We start from the raw sequence: 17,555 nt of genomic DNA on the forward strand, positions 1-17,555 counted from the left end.
GAAATGTCGCCTCAGCCTGATCGAGCGGCTCGATGCCTCAAACCAGGCCGAATGCGCCCAGCGCGAGCGCAGCGCCGATGAGCGTGATGACAACACCGGCGCCGAGCCGCACCGAACGGATCGGCCAGTCGGCCAGCTTGGCCTGCCAGACGATGGCAGGCACCAGCCCGACCACCATTCCGGCCCAGCCGCCGACCAGTGGCCAGACCCAGTCGTGGTTGCGCGCTGCTGTCGCCGCGATGATGAACTGCCCCTTGTCGCCGAATTGGAGGATGAACAGGCCCAGCAGCCCTGTCAGCACCGGCCCGGTGCGCCATCCCGGCAGGGTGTCGACCGCCCGGCGCGGTGCCAGCATGCCCAGCCCCGCGAACAGCAGCGACAGCGCGTAGAACAGGCGGAGCGCATCGAGACTGATCCATGTGCCGACCGCCACACCGCCCAGCGCCCCGATCGCTGCCATCGCCCCACTGGCCAGGATCACGCCGATACTCAGCGGTACGGGCCGATCAAATCGCTGCCCCAGCGCGGCGCACAGCAATTGCGCGCGGTCGCCCGCCTGCGTGATCGCAGTCAGCAGAAAAGTGGTGAAAAAGGCCTCCATCAGCGCAAGCGATAGCGCAGATCAGCGCACCCCGCGCACCGCAATCGACGCCAGCATCGCCGCGCGCATCTCGCCATCGCCCGAATCGCAGGCAATCGCCTCGTCCATCGCATCGAGATAATGCGCGGCCATCGTCCGGCTCCAGCCATGGGCGAGCAGATGCTCGAGACCATAAGCCAGGTCGCTCACACAGGGTAGCGCATTGGCCTCGGCCATGTGCCGCATCTTGCCGATTTCGCGCTGCAGGTCGTCACGGGCGACGCGCCGGGCCAGCGAGCGTATGTGCCCGGCCTGCAGGCGCAATTGCTGGCGTGCCAGCTTGAGCCGATCCTGAAGGGGGTCCGAGGCCGTACTGTGCTGCATGGGTTACGCTCCTGCATGATGCCGGTGACAGTCTGACGGTCGCACAAACCGGTTAACTTTTTGGGCAAGCCTGTTTGCCATGTTGCAGGCGTCGAACCCCTGGGCAGCTTGACAAGGCCGGGCGCATGCGGCATGGGCCACCTTCGCGTTTGAAGGGCGGCCGCATGTGCCGCTCTTTGTGTTTGTGATTCTCGCGGGTGGTGGCGTCAGGCTCTCATCCGAACCCGAATATCTAACCCAAAGGAACAGGTCATGGCCAAGCCAGCCACTGTCAAGATCCGCCTGGTCAGCACCGAAGGCACCGGCTTCTTCTATGTCACCAAGAAGAACCCGCGCAACATCACCGAGAAGATGACCTTCCGCAAGTACGACCCCGTCGCGCGCAAGCACGTCGAGTTCAAGGAAGCCAAGATCAAGTGATCTTGTCCGGTCTGTGACGATGAACCGGCGATTCAGCACCGGTTCAATCGCAACGGACCAGGGGTTTCGGCGTATTTTCCGCTTTATGGAAGCCTGATCCCGATGCTGAAGTCCTCTTTCAAGCCGATTGCCGCCGCACTGCTCGCCAGTGCGGCTTTTGTCATGCCTGCCGTGTTGCCCAGTGCGGTACTCGCCCAGGCTGCGACTCAGGGCGACGAACTTGCCCAGGTCTCGCGACACCTGAAGGCCATGCAATCGCTGCGTGCCAGCTTCACGCAGACCGATCGCAACGGTCAGATGCTCACCGGCACGCTGACGCTGAAGCAGCCCGGCAAGATCCGCTTCGAATATCAGAAGGATGCGCAGCTGCTGATCGTCAGCGACGGCCGCGCGCTCACGATGATCGACTATCAGGTCAAGCAGGTTCAGCGCTGGCCGATTCGCAACTCGCCGCTGGGTGCGCTGCTCGATCCCAATCGCGACCTCACCCGATATGGCAAGCTGGTGCCGACCGGCGACCCCAATGTCGTCAGCGTCGAGGTGCGCGATCCCAAGCGCCCCGAATATGGCGTGATCACGCTGATCTTCACCCGCAGCGGCTCCGCCCCGGGCGGGCTGTCGCTGGTCGGCTGGGTCGCGCTCGATTCGCAGAACAAGCGCACCACCATCCGGCTTTCGGGCCAGCAGTATAATGTCGCGGTCGCGGACACCGCTTTCGCCTGGACCGACCCGCGCGGCAGGGGCCCACGGCGGTAACGCCACCCATTGCAATCGTCACCCCCGCGCAGGCGGGGGTCCCGCTTATTTTCTCAGCCCAAGCCGAATAGCGGGATTCCCGCTTTCGCGGGAATGACGGTGACATTGCCCTTGAAGCCCCCTGCTGACGAACCGACGCCCGCCATCGACGAACTGCGAAAGATTCTCAAATCCGTTCACATGGCAGAAAGCCTTGGCCCGCTAGAACGGTGTTCGAAGACGGCGATGAGGTTTCCCCCTGTTACCTGATCGAACCACCGGCTTCACCCAAGCGTGACGAACGCAAAAAGAACCCTCGTTCCAATGCCCCCGGGACGAGGGTTTTTTGCGGCCCATTCGCAGTTTAGGGCTTGGGTTTGCCACCGTCGCTGGTTAGAGCCTCTGCCATGGCTGCCCCTCTGAAAATCGCTTCGTGGAACATCAACTCGGTCCGCTTCCGGCTCGCCTCGGTGCAGCGGTTCCTCGCCGAAGAACAGCCCGACATCCTGTGCCTTCAGGAAACCAAGGTCATCGACAACGACTTTCCCGAAGGCCCCTTCCGCCAGCTCGGCTATAATTTCCAGAAGCTGCACGGTCAGCCGATGCACCATGGCGTGGCGATCATCAGCAAGATGCGGCTCAGTGACGACAACCGGCTCGACTGGCAGGCCAATGGCGAGGCGCGGCATATCGGGGTGAGCATCACCGGCCCGCTCGGCGGCACGGTGCGGCTGGAAAATGTCTATGTGCCCGCAGGCGGCGAAGTGCCCGACCGCGAGGTGAACCCCAAATTCGGTCAGAAGCTCGATTTCCTCGAGCGCATGACGCAATGGTCGCGCGGGCTCGACGGGCGCACGATCATCCTGGGCGATTTCAACATCGCCCCGCTCGAATCGGACGTGTGGAGCCACAAGCAGCTGATCAACACGGTCAGCCACACCGCGATCGAGATCGAGCGGCTGAAGGCGCTGCAGGATGCACACAACTGGGTCGATATCGGCCGCAAATTCTATCCCGCACCTGAGCGGCTCTACACCTGGTGGAGCTATCGCGCGCGCGATTGGTCGGTCTCGGACAAGGGCCGCAGGCTCGACCATATCTGGGTCTCGCCCGATCTGGTCGAGGCGGTGAAGAGCCACCGCGTGGTCGAACCGTGCCGCGGCTGGGCGCAGCCTTCCGACCATGCGCCGCTGATCAGTGAGTTCCTGTTCTGATGCGCCTCGCCCCGGGGGGACGGCGATGAACGCGCGCGCTGCGGCCCGGGCGCTCGATGCGCTGGCCCGGGGCTGGGACATCATCGTCGAGAGCGAGAGCGGCAGGCTTGCGCTGCGCCCGGTCGAAACCGGCGGCGCACCATTGGGCACCGGACGAAAACTGCTCATTTCCGCCGCGCGCGCGATCACGCTCAAGCTTGCCAACCAGAAGGAAGCCGCGCGCCACGATGCGCCGGTGCTGATCGCGGTGCCCGGAGCGCTCGATGCGGCGCGCGCCATTGCGATTGCCGATCCCTCGCTCGATCTCGCGCAGCCGATGAAGGGGCCGTTCGCCGCCCAGCCGCTGCCGGCACCAGAGGCTGCGGAAGCCGCGATGCAGCTCGCGCGGCTGGCAGGATTGCTGCCTGCCTATCATCTGCTCGGCGACGGCGAAGCCGATTTCGACGCGCCGACGGTCACCCCCGCCGATGTCGCAGCTTATGCCGACCCGGCGCAGCTGCGCATCGCGGCGCGCGCGCGGCTGCCGGTGAGCGCGAGCGAGAGCGCCGAGATCGTCGCGTTCCGCTCGGACGCCGATTTTCACGAGCATGTTGCGCTGATCATCGGCACGCCCGATGACAGCATCCCCGTCGTCCGTCTGCACAGCGAGTGCCTGACCGGCGATGTCTTCGGCAGCCTGAAATGCGATTGCGGGCCGCAGCTGAACGGCGCGCTGCACGCGATGGCGCATGCGCGCTGGGGCATATTGCTTTACCTGCGCCAGGAAGGGCGCGGCATCGGCCTGATCAACAAGCTGCGCGCCTATCAGCTGCAGGACCAGGGGCATGACACGGTCGATGCCAACAACCGCCTGGGCTTCCCCACCGACGCGCGCGATTTCGCGGTGGCGGCGCAGATGCTGAACGCGTTGCGCGTGCCCGCGATCCGGCTGATGACCAACAATCCGGAAAAGCAGGCAGTGCTCGCCAGCCTGGGGGTCGAGATTGCAGAACGCCTGCCGCTGCAGATCGAGGCCAATCCGCACAACGCGCGCTATCTGGTCACCAAGCGCGACCGCACCGGCCACCAGCTGTGAGCGACACCGTCCGCGTCGATACGATTCTAGTCGATACGGGGGCGCTGACCGTCACCCTGGGCGACTGGACCGTGCCCTGCACCATCGGCCGCAGCGGTGCGTGCGCCGCCGACGCCAAGCGCGAGGGCGATGGCTGCACGCCCAAGGGCACCTGGCCGATCCGCGCCGCGTTGTTCCGCCCCGGCCGCAGCAGCCCCCCGCCGGGCTTCGCGCTCCCCTGGCGCTGGACAGGCGCACACGACGGGTGGTCCGACGACGCGCAAGACCCTGCGTACAACCGCCCGGTGCGCCTTCCGCACGCCTTCAGCGCCGAAACCCTGCAACGCGAGGACATGCTCTACGACGTGGTGCTGGTGCTCGGCCATAACGACGCGCCCCCGGTGCCGGGCGCTGGCAGCGCGATCTTCTTCCATTTGTGGAACGAGGCGAAACCGGCGGAGGAGCGCACGACCGAAGGGTGCGTGGCGATTGCGCGGGCGGATATGGAGGCATTACTGCCGATGCTCAGGCCGGGGATGGCGCTGGAGATCGGATGAGCGGGGTTGGCGGCGTTTGGGAGGTCCGCTTTTAACGCGTTTTCCAAACGCATCGTTTTACGGCTAATGGGCGGAAAACGGAATTCAGAGCTGATGGAAGGAAACGCCAAAATCATCGCCATCCATGGCAAAGGCCGAGAAACGACGTTCGGGGAAATCACGAGCCAGCTTTGCGCCGAGCATGTCTGCCATGACGCTTGCTAGACGCACGCACTGGGCATTCTTCAATGTTGGATCCGCTTCGTATCGCGGAAACATGCCATCAAGCAGATATGCGTTCATGGCGGTCTCGATCTGCTGACGACTAAGTTCTCCACTGGTCTCCCAACCCCGTAGCCGCTCGACATCAAGGGGGGCCCGAAGCACGTAGTGCTCAAACTCGACAAACTGGGGCCATAACATCGAACATAGCGCTAGGGAGTGGTCAGCCCGACCTTCAATGAAAACCCAAGCGTCAGCGGAAATTCCGTCACCGTTATTCCATTGAGCAAGTTCTGGGATAAGGTCTACCGCGTCCATTTAGTTGTTCTAGCAACAACACGGATGACGGCAACGGGGTCGTTCGCAGAACGGCAGCTTTTTTCAGAATGACTGGACAGCCGCCACACCTCCGCTCAGCCTGAGGCTGTCGAAGGCCCCGCTATACGGCCAGCGTGGGCGCATGTCCTTCGACTACGCGGGCTGAAGCCCGCTGCTCAGGATGAGCGGGGCTGGGTGAATGGGTGGCTTTGGCGAGACGGATGCAGGCCAGCCACGAATGGTAAGACCAGGCGCGTTCCCCTCCCTGCAAGGGAGGGGTTAGGGGTGGGTTTGGGTGGTGATCGCCGGGGTTGCACACTACCTCAACCGTTGCTGACCCACCCCCTGCCCCTCCCTTGCAAGGAGGGGAGTTTTTGGGTCGGATAGCGTGGTGGGAAGGCAGGTCAGCCCTCTCCCCTTCAGGGGGGAGGGTTGGGAAGGGGGGCTGCGCTCCGCCCTGCGCTACACGCTGGCCCCTCTCAACTGCGGCTAGGCAGCTTTGCTGCCAAGCCTTTGCATCTCTCCCCTGAAGGGGAGAGAGCAATCTTGCTTAGCGCCCCGCCATTTCCTTCACCCTTGCCAGATACGTCCGCCCCACCCTCAGCTCGCTGCCATCGGCCAGGCACGCGAACCACACGCCGCCGCCATTGTGGCGCAGGCTCGTGATATAGTCGTTGCGCACGATGTGCGAGCGGTGGAGGCGGACGAAGCGGGAGGGGTCGAGCCGTTCCTCGAGCGTCTTGATCGTCTCGTGCATCAGATAGCTGCGCGTGCCGACGTGGAGGCGCATGTAATCGCGCTCGGCGTCAATGCGCTCGATCAGGTCGGCGTCGATGCGTTTCAGCTCGCTGCGGTGCGGCACCCAGAATTCGCGCACCCAGTCGCCCTGCGCGGGCGTTGCCACCGGCGGGTTGGCGAGTACCGCGCTGCGCCGTTCGAGCACGCGCGCGACCGCGCGTTCGAGCCGGTCGGTGGCGACGGGCTTCAGCAGATAGTCGATCGCGGCGAGATCGAACGCCTCGACCGCGAACGCCTGATAGGCGGTGACGAAGATGATCGCGGGCGATTGCCCGGTCTTGCCGAGCGCGCGCGCGACGCCCATGCCGTCCAGGCGCGGCATGTTGATGTCGAGGAATACCAGCTCGGGCTTCAATTGTTCGGCGAGGCGCAGCGCGGATTCGCCGTCGCTCGCTGTGCCGACCAGGCTGATCCGCGGTAGCCGTGCGCACAGCAGCTGCAACCGCTCGACCGCGAGCGGCTCGTCGTCGACGATCATGGTTCGTAGCGGGGCGGCGTCGCTCTCAACAGTCATGACGCACCGCCGGCAAGGTCAATTCCACCACAAAGCCTCCTTCAAACGGGACATGCCATTCGATCCGCCCCGCGCTGCCATAGCGCGCGTCGAGCCGGTCGCGGACATTGGCGAGGCCGATGCCGCTGCCCTTGTCCGAATCGGTCGGGATGACATCGCCATCGTCGCTAACCGTCAGGTGCAGCACGCCATCACCCTCGCGCGCGCCGATGCGGATGGTGACCGGGCGAGTGGCGCGGGCGACGCCGTATTTGATCGCATTCTCGACCAAAGGCTGCAGGATCAGCCCGGGCACGCAGCAGTCCATCAGTTCGTCCGGAATATCGATCTCGATCCGCAGCCGATCGGGAAAGCGCACTTCCTCGATCGCGAGATAGAGCTGCTGCAGTTGCACCTCGTCCTCCAACCGCACATCGTCGAGCGGATCGCCGGTCAGGCTGGTGCGGTAGAAGGTCGAGAGGTTCATGATCATCGATTCGGCCTCGTCGGGCCGGTTGCGCAGCACCAAAGTCGAGAGCGAATTGAGCGTGTTGAACAGGAAGTGCGGATTGACCTGATAGCGCAGGGACCGAAGCTCCGCCTGCTGCGCGGCCTGGGCGAAGCGGGCTGCCCTTCGCTCGGCGGTGCGGACCTCGGCAGCGTAGCTGAGCGCGAGATAGAGCATCGCCCAGGAGCTCAGGAAATAATAGCTCGAGATGGCGAATTCGAGCACGTTGGCGACCGGATCGAGCGTCACGATCTTCTCGGCCAGCTCGTTGTCCTGGAACACGCTCATCGGGTCGTAGACGTTGAACGCGAAATAGTTGAACACCGAGATGGCGAGAGCCGCCGGGATGGAGCCGACCACCGCGGCGATGATGCGCGGGGTCAGCGGCTTGTCCTCGAACCAGCGCAGGCCGAAATACAGCACGATATTGACCAGCACCCCGAAGAGGGTCACCGCGATGCGGCGCACCACCAGCTCTTCCTGCGCGGGAAAATCGAGCACCGCCGCGCGCAGCGTGACGATGATCATGTAGAACAGCCAGAATCCCAGGATCGAGAGCAGTGCCACCTGCTGGTCGACACGGGGGCGGGCATGACGGGTTAGGGGCAGTTTCATTGCCCCGATCCTTAACCCCAGATGACTGCGCTGTCTGCCCCGCGCCCTTGTGCTGGTCGAAGCGCGCGCGGCATTGGTCGAAAGCGTGGGCCCCAGACCGGGCAGTTACTCTGCAAGCGCGACGCCCGGGCTGCGCGGATCGGCATAGCCGGTCCAGCCCTTGCCATTGAACTGTGCGGCGTTGAGCTTCGATCCCAGCTCGTCAACGACCACCGGCTGGCCGAAGGCGGCGAGTTCCTCGTTCATGCCGCCCAGATCGGTCTTGCCCTCGACGATCAGCGAGCCGTTTCCGAAATAGATATTGGGCAGCGCCAGCGCCTCGCCTGCAGGCAGATTGAAATCGATCACCCCGATCAGCGCCTTGGTGACGTGCATGATGATGCGCTTGCCGCCTGCCGAACCGACCGCGAGCACCGGGCGATCCTGGGCATCATAGACGATATGCGGCGACATCGAGGACAGCGGCCGCTTGCCCGGCTGCACCCGGTTGGCGACCTTCCTGCCGTTCTTCTCGGGCGCGAAGGTGAAATCGGTGAGTTCGTTGTTGAGGAAATAGCCGTTCGCAATCAGCTGGCTGCCGAACGGGCCTTCTACCGTCGAAGTCATGCTGACGATATTGCCCGCGCCATCGACCGCGACGAAGTGGGTGGTGCCAGCGACCTCGCTCGAGACGGCAGCGGTGCGCGGTTCCGAGCCCGGCGGGGTGCCCGCTTCGTACTTGTTCAGCGCCTTGGCCGGATCGATCAGCGCCGCGCGCGACTTCACATAAGCCGGGTCGAGCAGACCGTTGACCGGGACCGAGACAAAATCGGCGTCACCCAGATAGCTCTCGCGATCGGCATAGGCGAGCTGCATCGCCTCGCCGATCAGGTGCCAGGTCTTCGCATTTCCCGGGCCGAGTGCGCCGATGTCATGCGGCTCGAGCATGCCCAGGATCTGCTGCACCGTGGTCGCACCCGATGAGGGCGGCCCCATGCCGCAGACCTTGTAGCCGCGATAGCGCGAGCATACCGGCGGGCGTTCCTTGGCCTTGTAGGCGGCCAGATCCGCAAGCGTCATCGGCACCGGATTGACGCTGGCCTTGCTCACCGCATCGACCAGCGCCCGGCCGTGCTTGCCGCTGTAGAAAGCATCGGGACCCTGTTTGGCCACCGCGCGCAACAGTTCGGCGAGCGCCGGGTTGGTGACGCGGTCGCCGGCCTTTTTGGGGCCGGTGGTGTTCCAGTAGATCGCGCGCGCATCGGGGAAGCGCGCCCAGATCGGCGCCAGCCGCGCCAACGCCCGGGCGAGCGCGTCATTGACGACAAAGCCTTCCTCCGCGAGGCGGATAGCCGGACCGAACAGCTCTGCCCAGGGCAGCTTGCCCCATTTGGCGTGCGTCATCGCCATCAGCCGGATATTGCCGGGCACGCCGACGCTGCGCCCGCCCTGAAACGCCTCGATGAACGGTAGCGGCTTGCCATCGGCGCCGAGCAACAGCTTCTCGCTGGCCGAGGCTGGCGCCATTTCGCGCCCGTCGATGGTGGACAGCGTGCCTGTTGCCGCATCATGGTGCAGCAGCAGTCCGCCGCCGCCGATGCCGGAACTTTGCGGCTCGACCACGGTCAGCGCGAGCATCATTGCCATCGCGGCATCTGCAGCGGAACCGCCCTTGCGCAGGATTTCCTGCCCGGCCGCTGTCGCGCGAGGATCGGCGGAGGAGACGACCCCCTTGCCGAGCGGCGCGGTGGCGGAGGTATCGGCGGGCGGCGCGCTCTGCGCATGGCAGGCGATCGAGAGCGAGGATAGCGCCAGCGCGGCGGCGGCAACGAACGTGCGGGGAATGAAGCTCATGACCGGGGTTATAGCGCCGGGCAGCAGGGCGGCAAGCTCTGGCTCAACTCAGCGCCATTCCGGCTGTAACAGGCGGTTTGGCGACCCAGAGCCTTTCGTGGAAGAAAAAGGCGACCGCATTGATCATCGGCTCGATGATCGCGAGACCGCTGGCGATCTCGATCGATCCGGTGAACGCATAGGCGACCGAGAAACCCACGGTGAGGTGGACCGCGAGATAGCTCAGCGTCTTGGCAAGATCGCGGGGCATGGCAAAGCTCCTGTCGAGTGAACAGGACTATTGATAATCATTTGCAACTTAGCTTGCCAATGAGAGTTTTGCGCGGCGTTGATCGAGCAGATCGATCAATCCGGGTGGATCGGCTTCGCGTCTTCGCGTGAACCTCCGGAACCCTCATTCCGCCCCCACCGCCTCGGATAGCGTCTGGAAGCCATCGCGCTTGAGCAGCGTCTTCAGCCCGCGATTGATCCGCCCGGCGAGCCCCGGCCCCTCGTAAACAAGGGCCGAATAGAGCTGCAGCAGCGAGGCGCCGGCGCGGATGCGGGCATAGGCATCTTCCGCACTGGCGATGCCCCCGACACCGATGAGCGGGATCGCGCCGCCGCTGGCCTGCCGAAAATCCCTGAGCCGCTGCTGCGCCAGATCGCGCAAGGGCGCACCCGACAGTCCCCCCGTCTCGCCCGCATGGCGCGAGCGCAAGCCAGGCCGCGAGATGGTGGTGTTCGACACGATCAGCGCATCGAGCCTCTTGTCGATCGCGATCCGGGTGATGTCGTCGATATCCGCTGCTTCCAGATCGGGCGCGAGCTTGAGGAAGACCGGGCAAGCCTGCGTTCCGCGCGCCTCCAGCACCGCATCGAGCAGCGCGGAAAGGGCACCGGCGTCCTGCAACGCACGCAGCCCCGGCGTGTTGGGCGAGGAAATGTTGACCGTCAGATACCGCGCGAGCGGCGCCATGGTCCGCGTCATCACCGCGTAATCGGCAATGCGATCGACTGAATCCTTGTTCGCGCCGATATTGACCCCGATGATACCGCTGCGCCCCTGCCCCGCCTGGAGACGCGCGACCACGGCATCCGCGCCATCGTTGTTGAAGCCCATGCGGTTGATCACCGCCTTGTCCTCCACCAGCCGGAACAGCCGCGGGCGCGGATTGCCCGCCTGGGGCAGCGGCGTCACCGTGCCGATCTCGACAAAGCCGAAACCGAAGCCGAACATCGCATGCGGCGCTTGCGCATTCTTGTCGAAACCGGGAGCCAGCCCCACCGGCGTGGGAAATTCGAGCCCGGCCACGCGCATCGCCAGCATCGGATCAGCCTGGGGCGGCGCGGAGGCGGGCATCAGCCGGAGCCCGGCAATGGTCAGCCGATGGGCATCCTCGCCATCGAGCAGGAACAGGGCGGGCCGTGCGAGCGAGAATATCATGGAAAAAGCCTATGGCTTTGCGACGGGCCGATGGTCAAGCGGCCGCGACATGGTTTACGCGGGGGCCTGCACTGTATACGTTTTGCGCTAACCATCCCTGAAATAACGGAAAGTCGCTTCATGCTCCTGCGCCCGATTGCCCTTGCACTTGCCATGGCCGCCAGCCCGCTGGCTCTCGCCATGCCTGCTTCCGCACAGAGCTCTGCCACCAGGGCCGAGACCCGCAGTGCCGAACTCGCCGCGTTTTTTGATCAGGTCGATGCCGACAATCTTGCCGCATCTCCGCAGGGCAAGGCCTATCGCGGCATTCGCGATGAGGATTACGGCAAGTGGAACGACCCCTCGGACGCGGCCGACCAGGCCAATTTCGAGCGCGGCCAGCAAGCGTTGGCGACGATGAAGGCACGGTTCGATCCTGCCAGGCTCTCGCCCGAGGATCGCCTGAGCTATCGCCTGTTCGAATATCAGGCCGAACGCTCCGCTCGCGCGCACCCCTATCGCAAGAACGATTATGTGTTCGACCAGATGAACGGTGCGCAGAGCCAGATGCCCGCATTTCTGATCAACATCCACAGCGTGAAGACCAAGGCCGATGCCGAAGCCTATGTCCAGCGGCTGCAGGGCATGGGGCCGCAGATGGACGCGCTGGTTGCCGAGGCCAAGGAGCGCACCGATGCCGGGGTAATGCCGCCCCGATGGGTGTACCCGTTCGTGCTGGACGATGCCCGCAACGTGATCAAGGGCGCGCCGTTCGACAGCGGTGCACCATCGACGCTGCTGGCCGACCTTACAAAGAAGGTGGAAGCGCTTGGCATCCCGGCGCCGGAAAAGGCCGCGCTGATCGAGGCCGGACGCGAGGCTCTGCTCAGCAGCGTCAGGCCCGCCTATCAGCGCCTCATCGCCGAGATGGAGCGGCAGCAGGCCATTGCCCCGACCGACGACGGCATCTGGCGGCTGAAGGACGGTGCGGCCTATTATTCCCAGCTGCTGGCCAATTACACCACCACCGATCTTTCTGCCGACCAGATTCACCAGATCGGGCTCGACAATGTGAAGCGCATCCACGGCGAGATGCGCGCCATCATGGACAAGGTCGGGTTCAAGGGCAGCCTGCAGGACTTCTTCGCCTTTGTCCGCACCGATGACCGCTTCTATTTCAAGACGCGCGAGGAGTATCTCGCAGCGGTCGATGCCAAGCTGAAGGCGATGCAGGCGAAGCTTCCCGACTATTTCGGGACGCTGCCCAAGGCCCCGCTGACGGTGAAGGCAGTCGAGGCCTTTCGCGAGAAGTCGGCAGGCAAGGCCTTCTACCAGAGCCCGGCGCCCGACGGATCGCGTCCCGGCACCTATTACGTCAATCTCTACAATCTGAAGGACATGGCCTCGACCGAGCTTGAGGCGCTGGCCTATCATGAAGGCGTGCCCGGCCATCACCTGCAGCGGGCCGTGCAGACCGAGCTCGGCGAATTGCCGCCCTTCCGCCGGTTCGGCGGGGTCACCGCCTATACCGAAGGCTGGGGCCTCTATTCCGAAGAGCTTGGCAAGGACATGGGCTTCTACCAGGACCCCTATTCGGATTTCGGCCGGCTGGGCATGGAATTGTGGCGCGCCTGCCGGCTGGTCGTCGATACCGGGATCCACCACAAGCGCTGGAGCCGCGAGCAGGCGATTCAGTATCTGACCGACAACACGCCGAATCCGCCAGGAGACATTTCCAAGGCGATCGAGCGCTACATCGTCTATCCCGGGCAGGCGACCGCCTATATGATCGGCAAGCTCAAGATCATGGAACTGCGCGACAAGGCCCAGAAGCAGCTCGGGCCGAAATTCAGCTATGCGCGTTTCCATGATGCGGTGCTGAAAAGCGGACCGGTGCCGTTGACGGTGCTGGAAGAGCAGATCGATGCCTGGATCGCGCAAGGCGGCTGAATTCCGCCAGTTTTGGGCCGACCAGGGCAGGTCACGGTTTTTGCAGGATTTTTCACGATGTCGAATCTGTCCAATCTTTCGGACAGGTCATCGCTTATACGCCGCCTTGCGACCCGAAGGGCTCTAGGCAGCAACGCCGAGAGTTCTTTTCCTAAGAGGCGATCCCGTTTTTTGCGGGGTCGCCTTTTTTTTGGTCCGAAATGGAGATATAGCGTCAGCCGGGTCGACATAAAGATAACCGGCGATGGGGGGATGGCGCAGACGCTGCACCCGTTGGCCGGGCGATTGGGGTCGCCAATGCCACATCTCGAATATGCGCTTCCCGGCGAATCGGTACGCGAATTCGTGTCCGTCTATTATCGCTTCGACTGTCCAGAGCCGTTCGTGACCGATGGCGAGCGGGCAGCGATCGCCCAGTTGCGGCTGGGCACATGCGGACGCGTCACGATGCATCTGCCCGATGGCAGCTCCACCACCTGCACCGGAGCCGTGCTCTGCGGACCGACAACGGCTGCCGTGCGGTTCGAGATCGAAGGCCCCTTCCACATGTTCGGCATGGGGATCACCGCCGCCGGATGGGGTGCCCTGACCCAGGCCAGTGCGGCCGATTTCGTCGACAAGGTTGTCCCTGCCGCGACGATCTTCCCCAGGATCAACGAACGGCTCGAGCTGCTGCGGACGCTCGATTCGCTGCCGCAGATGTGCGCCGCGGCGGACGAGATTCTCCAGGGCTTCATCGATACCGCATCGCCCGAAATGGTGCAGTTCACCCGCATGGTCGATGCATGGCTCGCCTCCTCGGTCTCGCCGCTGGTGAGCGATCTGCACGCGCAGAGCAATCTTTCCGAGCGCCAGCTGACCCGCCGGGTCAAGCAGCTGTACGGCATGCCGCCCAAATATCTCTCGCGCAAATATCGCGCGCTGCGCGCAGCCAGGTCGCTGATCGATGCCGAGCCCGACGAGGCCGACTTCCTGCGCGATGCCTTTTATGACCAGTCGCACATGATCCGCGAACTGAAGCTGTTTGCCGGGACCACGCCCACGCGATTGCGCACGGGCGAGGGCGAACTGGCGCGACTGATCGACCAGCGCAGCCAGCTGAAAGGCGCCATCAATCCGCTGGTCGCCGATACCTGAACCGGCCTTCAGGCAGGCAAGACGATCTCAAGCAGGTTGAAACCGTTATCCCTGCGATAACCGGCAATTTCGGCCCATGCCCTGATCAGCGCCAGCCCCGCCCCGCCGCCGCGCTCGGCATTGGGCATGTCCGTTTCCGGCATGTCGCGCGGATCGAAGGGTTGGCCGTTGTCCGCCAGCACGACCTGCACGGATCCGGCAGAATCATCGAGCGCCAGCCAGCCTTCGAAACCGGCCTGGCCCGCACCATGATCGTAAAGATTGGTAACGGCCTCTTCGACCACGATGGAAAGCTTTGCCCTTTGCGACGGCGCAAGCCCATAGTGCGCGCTGAACCGCTGGGCCAGCTCGACAGCCCGATGTACCGATTCGGGACCATTTGCCGTCAATCTGCAGCTATTCGGTTTGAAATTGCGCCGCTCCATGGGGCAGGTTATGCCATGCCAGCGGGCAATAGGGGATGCCTATTATGAAACGCGCACTGCTTGTCACATTATCGCTGCTGGCAATGACGGCCCAGCCGGCCTGGGCGGATATCGGCCGGGTCAAGAAAAGCGCCGGCATCGCCTCGATCGAGCGCAAGGGGGCAAAGATCAATCCGGCGATAGGGACCACGCTGCTGCCGGGCGATGTGCTGGTCACCGGGCAAGGCGGGCAGATCGCGATCACCTTTGCCGACAACACCAGGTTCTCGGTAGGCCCCAATAGCCGTGTTGCCGTCGACAAGTTCGATTTCGACCGCACGACGCGCAGCGGAGAGTTCGAGACCCGGGTCGAGCGCGGTTCGCTGGGTGTGGTGTCGGGACAGATTGCCAAGTCGCGGCGCGACGCCATGAAGGTGCGCACCCCGACCTCGCTGCTTGGGGTGCGCGGCACCCGCTTTATCATCAACGTGCCGCAATGATGCGCGCAGGCGGCCTGTTGTTCGCATTGGCGCCGTTGGCGCTCGCCGGATGTGCCGGGCCCTCGCTGCTGCTGCTCGATAACGAGGACGGCTCTTCGGAGGGCGCGCTCGCGGTGATCGACGAGAAATGCGGCAATCCCGAGGGATCGACCATTGCCGGGTCCTTCACCCGCACCAGACTGGCAGGATGCACACCGCGTCCGAAAGGGGTCGGCGAAGACGGTCTGAAGCCGGACGAGCGCAGCCTGATCGGCGCGCTCCCGCCGCCGCCTGCGCGGTTCATCATGTATTTCGTGCAGGATACCACCGTGCTGGCGCCGGGTTCGGAGGGGATGATCGAGGCCCTCGACCGGCATTTCAAGTCGCGCCCGGGCGCCGAGCTCGAGATCATCGGCTATACCGATACCGTGGGCAAGGCAGACTATAATCTGGCATTGTCGCAGAAGCGGGCGGACGAGATCAGGGGTCGGCTGATCGAACTCGGCTTTCCGCCCGAAGTCATGACCGCGACGGGACGCGGCGAGCGCGAACTGCGCTTCCCCACACCCGACGAGACCGAAAATGGCGGCAATCGCCGCGTGGAGATCATCGTCCGCTGATCATCGGCGCTTGCCTGACCCGACCGGTTGACTAGAACGGTGGCCATAACACCGCATCTGGCGTTCTGCGGCAAAGGCCGGACCCCAGGGCCGGTCAGGCATCATATCGCACCGAATTCCGGCAGTCGCCGGACAACGGAACCATCGGGACAATCGAACCCTCCATGCTCACCGATATCCAGATTTCGCGCGCGGCCCATTTGCAGCGCATTTCCGCGATTGCCGAAAGGCTCGGGCTCGGCGATGCGGCCATCGAACCCTATGGCCATCACAAGGCCAAGATCGATCTCAGGGCGGCCGGGCTGGAGGGTGCAGAACCCCGAGGTCGGCTGATCCTCGTCACCGCGATCAATCCGACTCCAGCCGGCGAGGGCAAGACGACGACGTCGGTGGGCCTCGCCGATGCCCTCAACCGGATCGGCCACAAGACCGTGCTCGCGCTGCGCGAGCCGTCGCTGGGCCCATGTTTCGGTACCAAGGGCGGGGCGACCGGCGGCGGCTATGCCCAGGTCGGTCCGATGGAAGACATCAACCTGCATTTCACCGGCGATTTCCATGCGATCACCTCGGCGCACAATCTGCTCGCCGCGATGATCGACAATCATGTCCACTGGGGCAATACGCTCGACATCGATGTGCGCCGCATCGTCTGGCGCCGCGTGCTCGACATCAACGACCGGGCGCTGCGCTCCATCGTCCAGTCGACAGGCGGCGTCGGCAACGGCTTCCCGCGCGAAAGCGGGTTCGACATTACTGTCGCATCGGAGGTCATGGCGATACTCTGCCTCGCGCGCGATCTGGATGACCTGGAAGAGCGGTTGGGGCGGATCGTCATCGGTTACTCGCGGGAGCGCCAGCCCGTTACCGCGAGCGACCTTAAGGCGGCCGGCGCGATGGCGGTGCTGCTGGCCCAGGCCATCAAGCCCAATCTTGTGCAGACGCTGGAGGGCAATCCCGCGCTGCTGCACGGGGGACCGTTTGCCAATATCGCGCATGGCTGCAATTCGGTGATCGCAACCCGCGCGGCGCTGGCGCTGGGCGATTTCGTGGTAACCGAAGCCGGTTTCGGCGCAGACCTTGGCGCGGAGAAATTCTTCGACATCAAATGCCGGCAGGCGGGGCTCAGACCCGCAGCAGCGGTGCTTGTCGCGACGGTGCGCGCGCTCAAGATGAATGGCGGCATCGCCAAGGCCGATCTGGCGCGAGAGGATGTGGAGGCCGTGCGGCGCGGCAGTGTCAATCTGGTCCGGCATATCGAGAATGTCCGCCAGTTCGGCGTGCCGGTGGTGGTGGCGATCAATCACTTCGATAGCGACAGCGATGCCGAGATCGCGGTGCTGCAGGAAGTGGCAGAGGGTCAGGGTTGCGAGGCGCATCTGTGCCGCCATTGGGCCCTGGGAGGCGCAGGCGCCGAGGGGCTGGCTCATGCGGTGGCACGGATCGCAAGCAGCGATGCGGCGCAGTTCGAGCCGCTCTATCCTGACGCCATGCCGCTGATGGCCAAGATCGAAACGGTGGCGAAACGAATCTACCGCGCGCAATCGGTCTCCGCGACTGGCGCTGTTGCGTCACAGCTGCAGCGATGGGAAGAAGCCGGGTTCGGGCACTTGCCGGTGTGCATGGCCAAGACCCAGTACAGCTTCTCCGCCGACCCGGCCCTGCTGGGGGCGCCGACGGACCATGTCCTGCCCGTGCGAGAGGTGCGCCTGAGCGCAGGCGCAGGCTTTGTCGTCGCTATCTGCGGCGAGATCATGACCATGCCCGGCCTGCCCCGCATTCCCGCTGCCGAAGGCATCCATCTGGATGCCAAGGGCGAGATCGAGGGACTGTTCTAGCCGGTCAAGCTCCGG

Annotated in this window: 19 protein-coding genes; 10 read left to right on the forward strand and 9 right to left on the reverse strand. The window is 64.4% G+C overall.

Annotation, left to right across the window (positions count from 1 at the left end):
- Positions 1-37: 37 nt before the first annotated feature.
- Together C7451_RS14270 and C7451_RS14275 are read right to left on the reverse strand one after the other, a co-directional pair.
- The gene (locus C7451_RS14270; RefSeq protein ID WP_110299643.1) at positions 38-601 is read right to left on the reverse strand and encodes a TMEM165/GDT1 family protein; all 564 of its coding nucleotides are present in this window, start codon (positions 599-601) and stop codon (positions 38-40) included.
- Between the two features lie 21 nt (positions 602-622).
- Complete coding sequence (locus tag C7451_RS14275) at positions 623-964, reverse strand: hypothetical protein (RefSeq protein ID WP_110299644.1); 342 nt, start codon at positions 962-964, stop codon at positions 623-625.
- Between the two features lie 252 nt (positions 965-1,216).
- Between C7451_RS14275 and rpmG the strand changes: the two genes are divergently transcribed.
- The 5 genes from rpmG to C7451_RS14300 all read left to right on the forward strand — a co-directional run bounded on the left by rpmG (position 1,217) and on the right by C7451_RS14300 (position 4,944).
- On the forward strand, positions 1,217-1,384 hold the full coding sequence (rpmG, locus tag C7451_RS14280; RefSeq protein ID WP_023839125.1) for a 50S ribosomal protein L33: 168 nt from the start codon (positions 1,217-1,219) through the stop codon (positions 1,382-1,384).
- 102 nt (positions 1,385-1,486) lie between these two features.
- Positions 1,487-2,140 carry a LolA family protein gene (locus C7451_RS14285; RefSeq protein ID WP_110299645.1) on the forward strand — a complete coding sequence of 218 codons (654 nt, stop codon included), beginning with the start codon at positions 1,487-1,489 and terminating at the stop codon, positions 2,138-2,140.
- A 386-nt stretch (positions 2,141-2,526) separates the two neighbouring features.
- Entirely contained in the window at positions 2,527-3,333 is an 807-nt protein-coding gene (locus C7451_RS14290) for an exodeoxyribonuclease III (RefSeq protein WP_110299646.1), read from the forward strand.
- Between the two features lie 25 nt (positions 3,334-3,358).
- The gene (ribA, locus tag C7451_RS14295; protein ID WP_110299647.1) at positions 3,359-4,408 is read left to right on the forward strand and encodes a GTP cyclohydrolase II; all 1,050 of its coding nucleotides are present in this window, start codon (positions 3,359-3,361) and stop codon (positions 4,406-4,408) included.
- Entirely contained in the window at positions 4,405-4,944 is a 540-nt protein-coding gene (locus C7451_RS14300; RefSeq protein ID WP_425266491.1) for a L,D-transpeptidase family protein, read from the forward strand. The genes ribA and C7451_RS14300 overlap by 4 nt, the downstream gene beginning before the upstream one ends.
- A gap of 84 nt (positions 4,945-5,028) precedes the next feature.
- On the opposite strand, the gene C7451_RS14305 is transcribed toward C7451_RS14300, so the two are convergent.
- The 6 genes from C7451_RS14305 to C7451_RS14330 form a co-directional block, all read right to left on the reverse strand.
- Positions 5,029-5,463: a hypothetical protein gene (locus C7451_RS14305; RefSeq protein WP_146215376.1), complete on the reverse strand. Its 435-nt coding sequence runs from the start codon at positions 5,461-5,463 to the stop codon at positions 5,029-5,031.
- Positions 5,464-6,013: 550 nt separating this feature from the next.
- On the reverse strand, positions 6,014-6,775 hold the full coding sequence (locus tag C7451_RS14310; RefSeq protein WP_110299649.1) for a LytR/AlgR family response regulator transcription factor: 762 nt from the start codon (positions 6,773-6,775) through the stop codon (positions 6,014-6,016).
- Positions 6,765-7,877, reverse strand: a complete 1,113-nt coding sequence (locus tag C7451_RS14315) for a sensor histidine kinase (protein ID WP_110299650.1) — start codon at positions 7,875-7,877, stop codon at positions 6,765-6,767. The genes C7451_RS14310 and C7451_RS14315 overlap by 11 nt, the downstream gene beginning before the upstream one ends.
- A 105-nt stretch (positions 7,878-7,982) precedes the next feature.
- Entirely contained in the window at positions 7,983-9,710 is a 1,728-nt protein-coding gene (gene ggt / locus C7451_RS14320; protein ID WP_110299651.1) for a gamma-glutamyltransferase, read from the reverse strand.
- 43 nt (positions 9,711-9,753) lie between these two features.
- Positions 9,754-9,960, reverse strand: coding sequence for a DUF2061 domain-containing protein (locus C7451_RS14325; protein WP_110299652.1), 207 nt, complete (start codon positions 9,958-9,960; stop codon positions 9,754-9,756).
- A gap of 144 nt (positions 9,961-10,104) precedes the next feature.
- On the reverse strand, positions 10,105-11,136 hold the full coding sequence (locus C7451_RS14330; RefSeq protein ID WP_110299653.1) for a quinone-dependent dihydroorotate dehydrogenase: 1,032 nt from the start codon (positions 11,134-11,136) through the stop codon (positions 10,105-10,107).
- Positions 11,137-11,256: 120 nt separating this feature from the next.
- Between C7451_RS14330 and C7451_RS14335 the strand changes: the two genes are divergently transcribed.
- On the forward strand, positions 11,257-13,065 hold the full coding sequence (locus C7451_RS14335) for a DUF885 domain-containing protein (RefSeq protein ID WP_110299654.1): 1,809 nt from the start codon (positions 11,257-11,259) through the stop codon (positions 13,063-13,065).
- Between the two features lie 297 nt (positions 13,066-13,362).
- Positions 13,363-14,202 carry an AraC family transcriptional regulator gene (locus C7451_RS14340; RefSeq protein WP_167398559.1) on the forward strand — a complete coding sequence of 280 codons (840 nt, stop codon included), beginning with the start codon at positions 13,363-13,365 and terminating at the stop codon, positions 14,200-14,202.
- Between the two features lie 8 nt (positions 14,203-14,210).
- Here the strand turns inward: C7451_RS14340 and C7451_RS14345 are convergent, their stop codons facing one another.
- Positions 14,211-14,627 carry an ATP-binding protein gene (locus C7451_RS14345; RefSeq protein ID WP_110299656.1) on the reverse strand — a complete coding sequence of 139 codons (417 nt, stop codon included), beginning with the start codon at positions 14,625-14,627 and terminating at the stop codon, positions 14,211-14,213.
- Between the two features lie 44 nt (positions 14,628-14,671).
- Here C7451_RS14345 and C7451_RS14350 point away from each other — a divergent pair, with 44 nt between their 5' ends.
- From C7451_RS14350 to C7451_RS14360, 3 genes are all read left to right on the forward strand, one after another.
- Entirely contained in the window at positions 14,672-15,106 is a 435-nt protein-coding gene (locus C7451_RS14350) for a FecR family protein (RefSeq protein WP_110299657.1), read from the forward strand.
- Between the two features lie 17 nt (positions 15,107-15,123).
- Positions 15,124-15,705: an OmpA family protein gene (locus C7451_RS14355; RefSeq protein ID WP_167398561.1), complete on the forward strand. Its 582-nt coding sequence runs from the start codon at positions 15,124-15,126 to the stop codon at positions 15,703-15,705.
- A 164-nt stretch (positions 15,706-15,869) separates the two neighbouring features.
- Positions 15,870-17,540, forward strand: coding sequence for a formate--tetrahydrofolate ligase (locus C7451_RS14360; RefSeq protein WP_110299659.1), 1,671 nt, complete (start codon positions 15,870-15,872; stop codon positions 17,538-17,540).
- The last annotated feature ends 15 nt before the right edge of the window (positions 17,541-17,555 follow it).

The sequence above is a fragment of the Blastomonas natatoria genome (genome assembly GCF_003201955.1).
Lineage (GTDB): Bacteria > Pseudomonadota > Alphaproteobacteria > Sphingomonadales > Sphingomonadaceae > Blastomonas > Blastomonas natatoria.

What these genes read in the sequence shown, in the direction of transcription:
- C7451_RS14270 (WP_110299643.1), bottom strand. Translation starts at nt 601, where the DNA reads ATGGAGGCCTTTTTCACCACTTTTCTGCTGACTGCGATCACGCAGGCG.
- C7451_RS14275 (WP_110299644.1), bottom strand. Translation starts at nt 964, where the DNA reads ATGCAGCACAGTACGGCCTCGGACCCCCTTCAGGATCGGCTCAAGCTG.
- rpmG (WP_023839125.1), top strand. Translation starts at nt 1,217, where the DNA reads ATGGCCAAGCCAGCCACTGTCAAGATCCGCCTGGTCAGCACCGAAGGC.
- C7451_RS14285 (WP_110299645.1), top strand. Translation starts at nt 1,487, where the DNA reads ATGCTGAAGTCCTCTTTCAAGCCGATTGCCGCCGCACTGCTCGCCAGT.
- C7451_RS14290 (WP_110299646.1), top strand. Translation starts at nt 2,527, where the DNA reads ATGGCTGCCCCTCTGAAAATCGCTTCGTGGAACATCAACTCGGTCCGC.
- ribA (WP_110299647.1), top strand. Translation starts at nt 3,359, where the DNA reads ATGAACGCGCGCGCTGCGGCCCGGGCGCTCGATGCGCTGGCCCGGGGC.
- C7451_RS14305 (WP_146215376.1), bottom strand. Translation starts at nt 5,463, where the DNA reads ATGGACGCGGTAGACCTTATCCCAGAACTTGCTCAATGGAATAACGGT.
- C7451_RS14310 (WP_110299649.1), bottom strand. Translation starts at nt 6,775, where the DNA reads ATGACTGTTGAGAGCGACGCCGCCCCGCTACGAACCATGATCGTCGAC.
- C7451_RS14315 (WP_110299650.1), bottom strand. Translation starts at nt 7,877, where the DNA reads ATGAAACTGCCCCTAACCCGTCATGCCCGCCCCCGTGTCGACCAGCAG.
- ggt (WP_110299651.1), bottom strand. Translation starts at nt 9,710, where the DNA reads ATGAGCTTCATTCCCCGCACGTTCGTTGCCGCCGCCGCGCTGGCGCTA.
- C7451_RS14325 (WP_110299652.1), bottom strand. Translation starts at nt 9,960, where the DNA reads ATGCCCCGCGATCTTGCCAAGACGCTGAGCTATCTCGCGGTCCACCTC.
- C7451_RS14330 (WP_110299653.1), bottom strand. Translation starts at nt 11,136, where the DNA reads ATGATATTCTCGCTCGCACGGCCCGCCCTGTTCCTGCTCGATGGCGAG.
- C7451_RS14335 (WP_110299654.1), top strand. Translation starts at nt 11,257, where the DNA reads ATGCTCCTGCGCCCGATTGCCCTTGCACTTGCCATGGCCGCCAGCCCG.
- C7451_RS14340 (WP_167398559.1), top strand. Translation starts at nt 13,363, where the DNA reads ATGCCACATCTCGAATATGCGCTTCCCGGCGAATCGGTACGCGAATTC.
- C7451_RS14345 (WP_110299656.1), bottom strand. Translation starts at nt 14,627, where the DNA reads ATGGAGCGGCGCAATTTCAAACCGAATAGCTGCAGATTGACGGCAAAT.
- C7451_RS14350 (WP_110299657.1), top strand. Translation starts at nt 14,672, where the DNA reads ATGAAACGCGCACTGCTTGTCACATTATCGCTGCTGGCAATGACGGCC.
- C7451_RS14360 (WP_110299659.1), top strand. Translation starts at nt 15,870, where the DNA reads ATGCTCACCGATATCCAGATTTCGCGCGCGGCCCATTTGCAGCGCATT.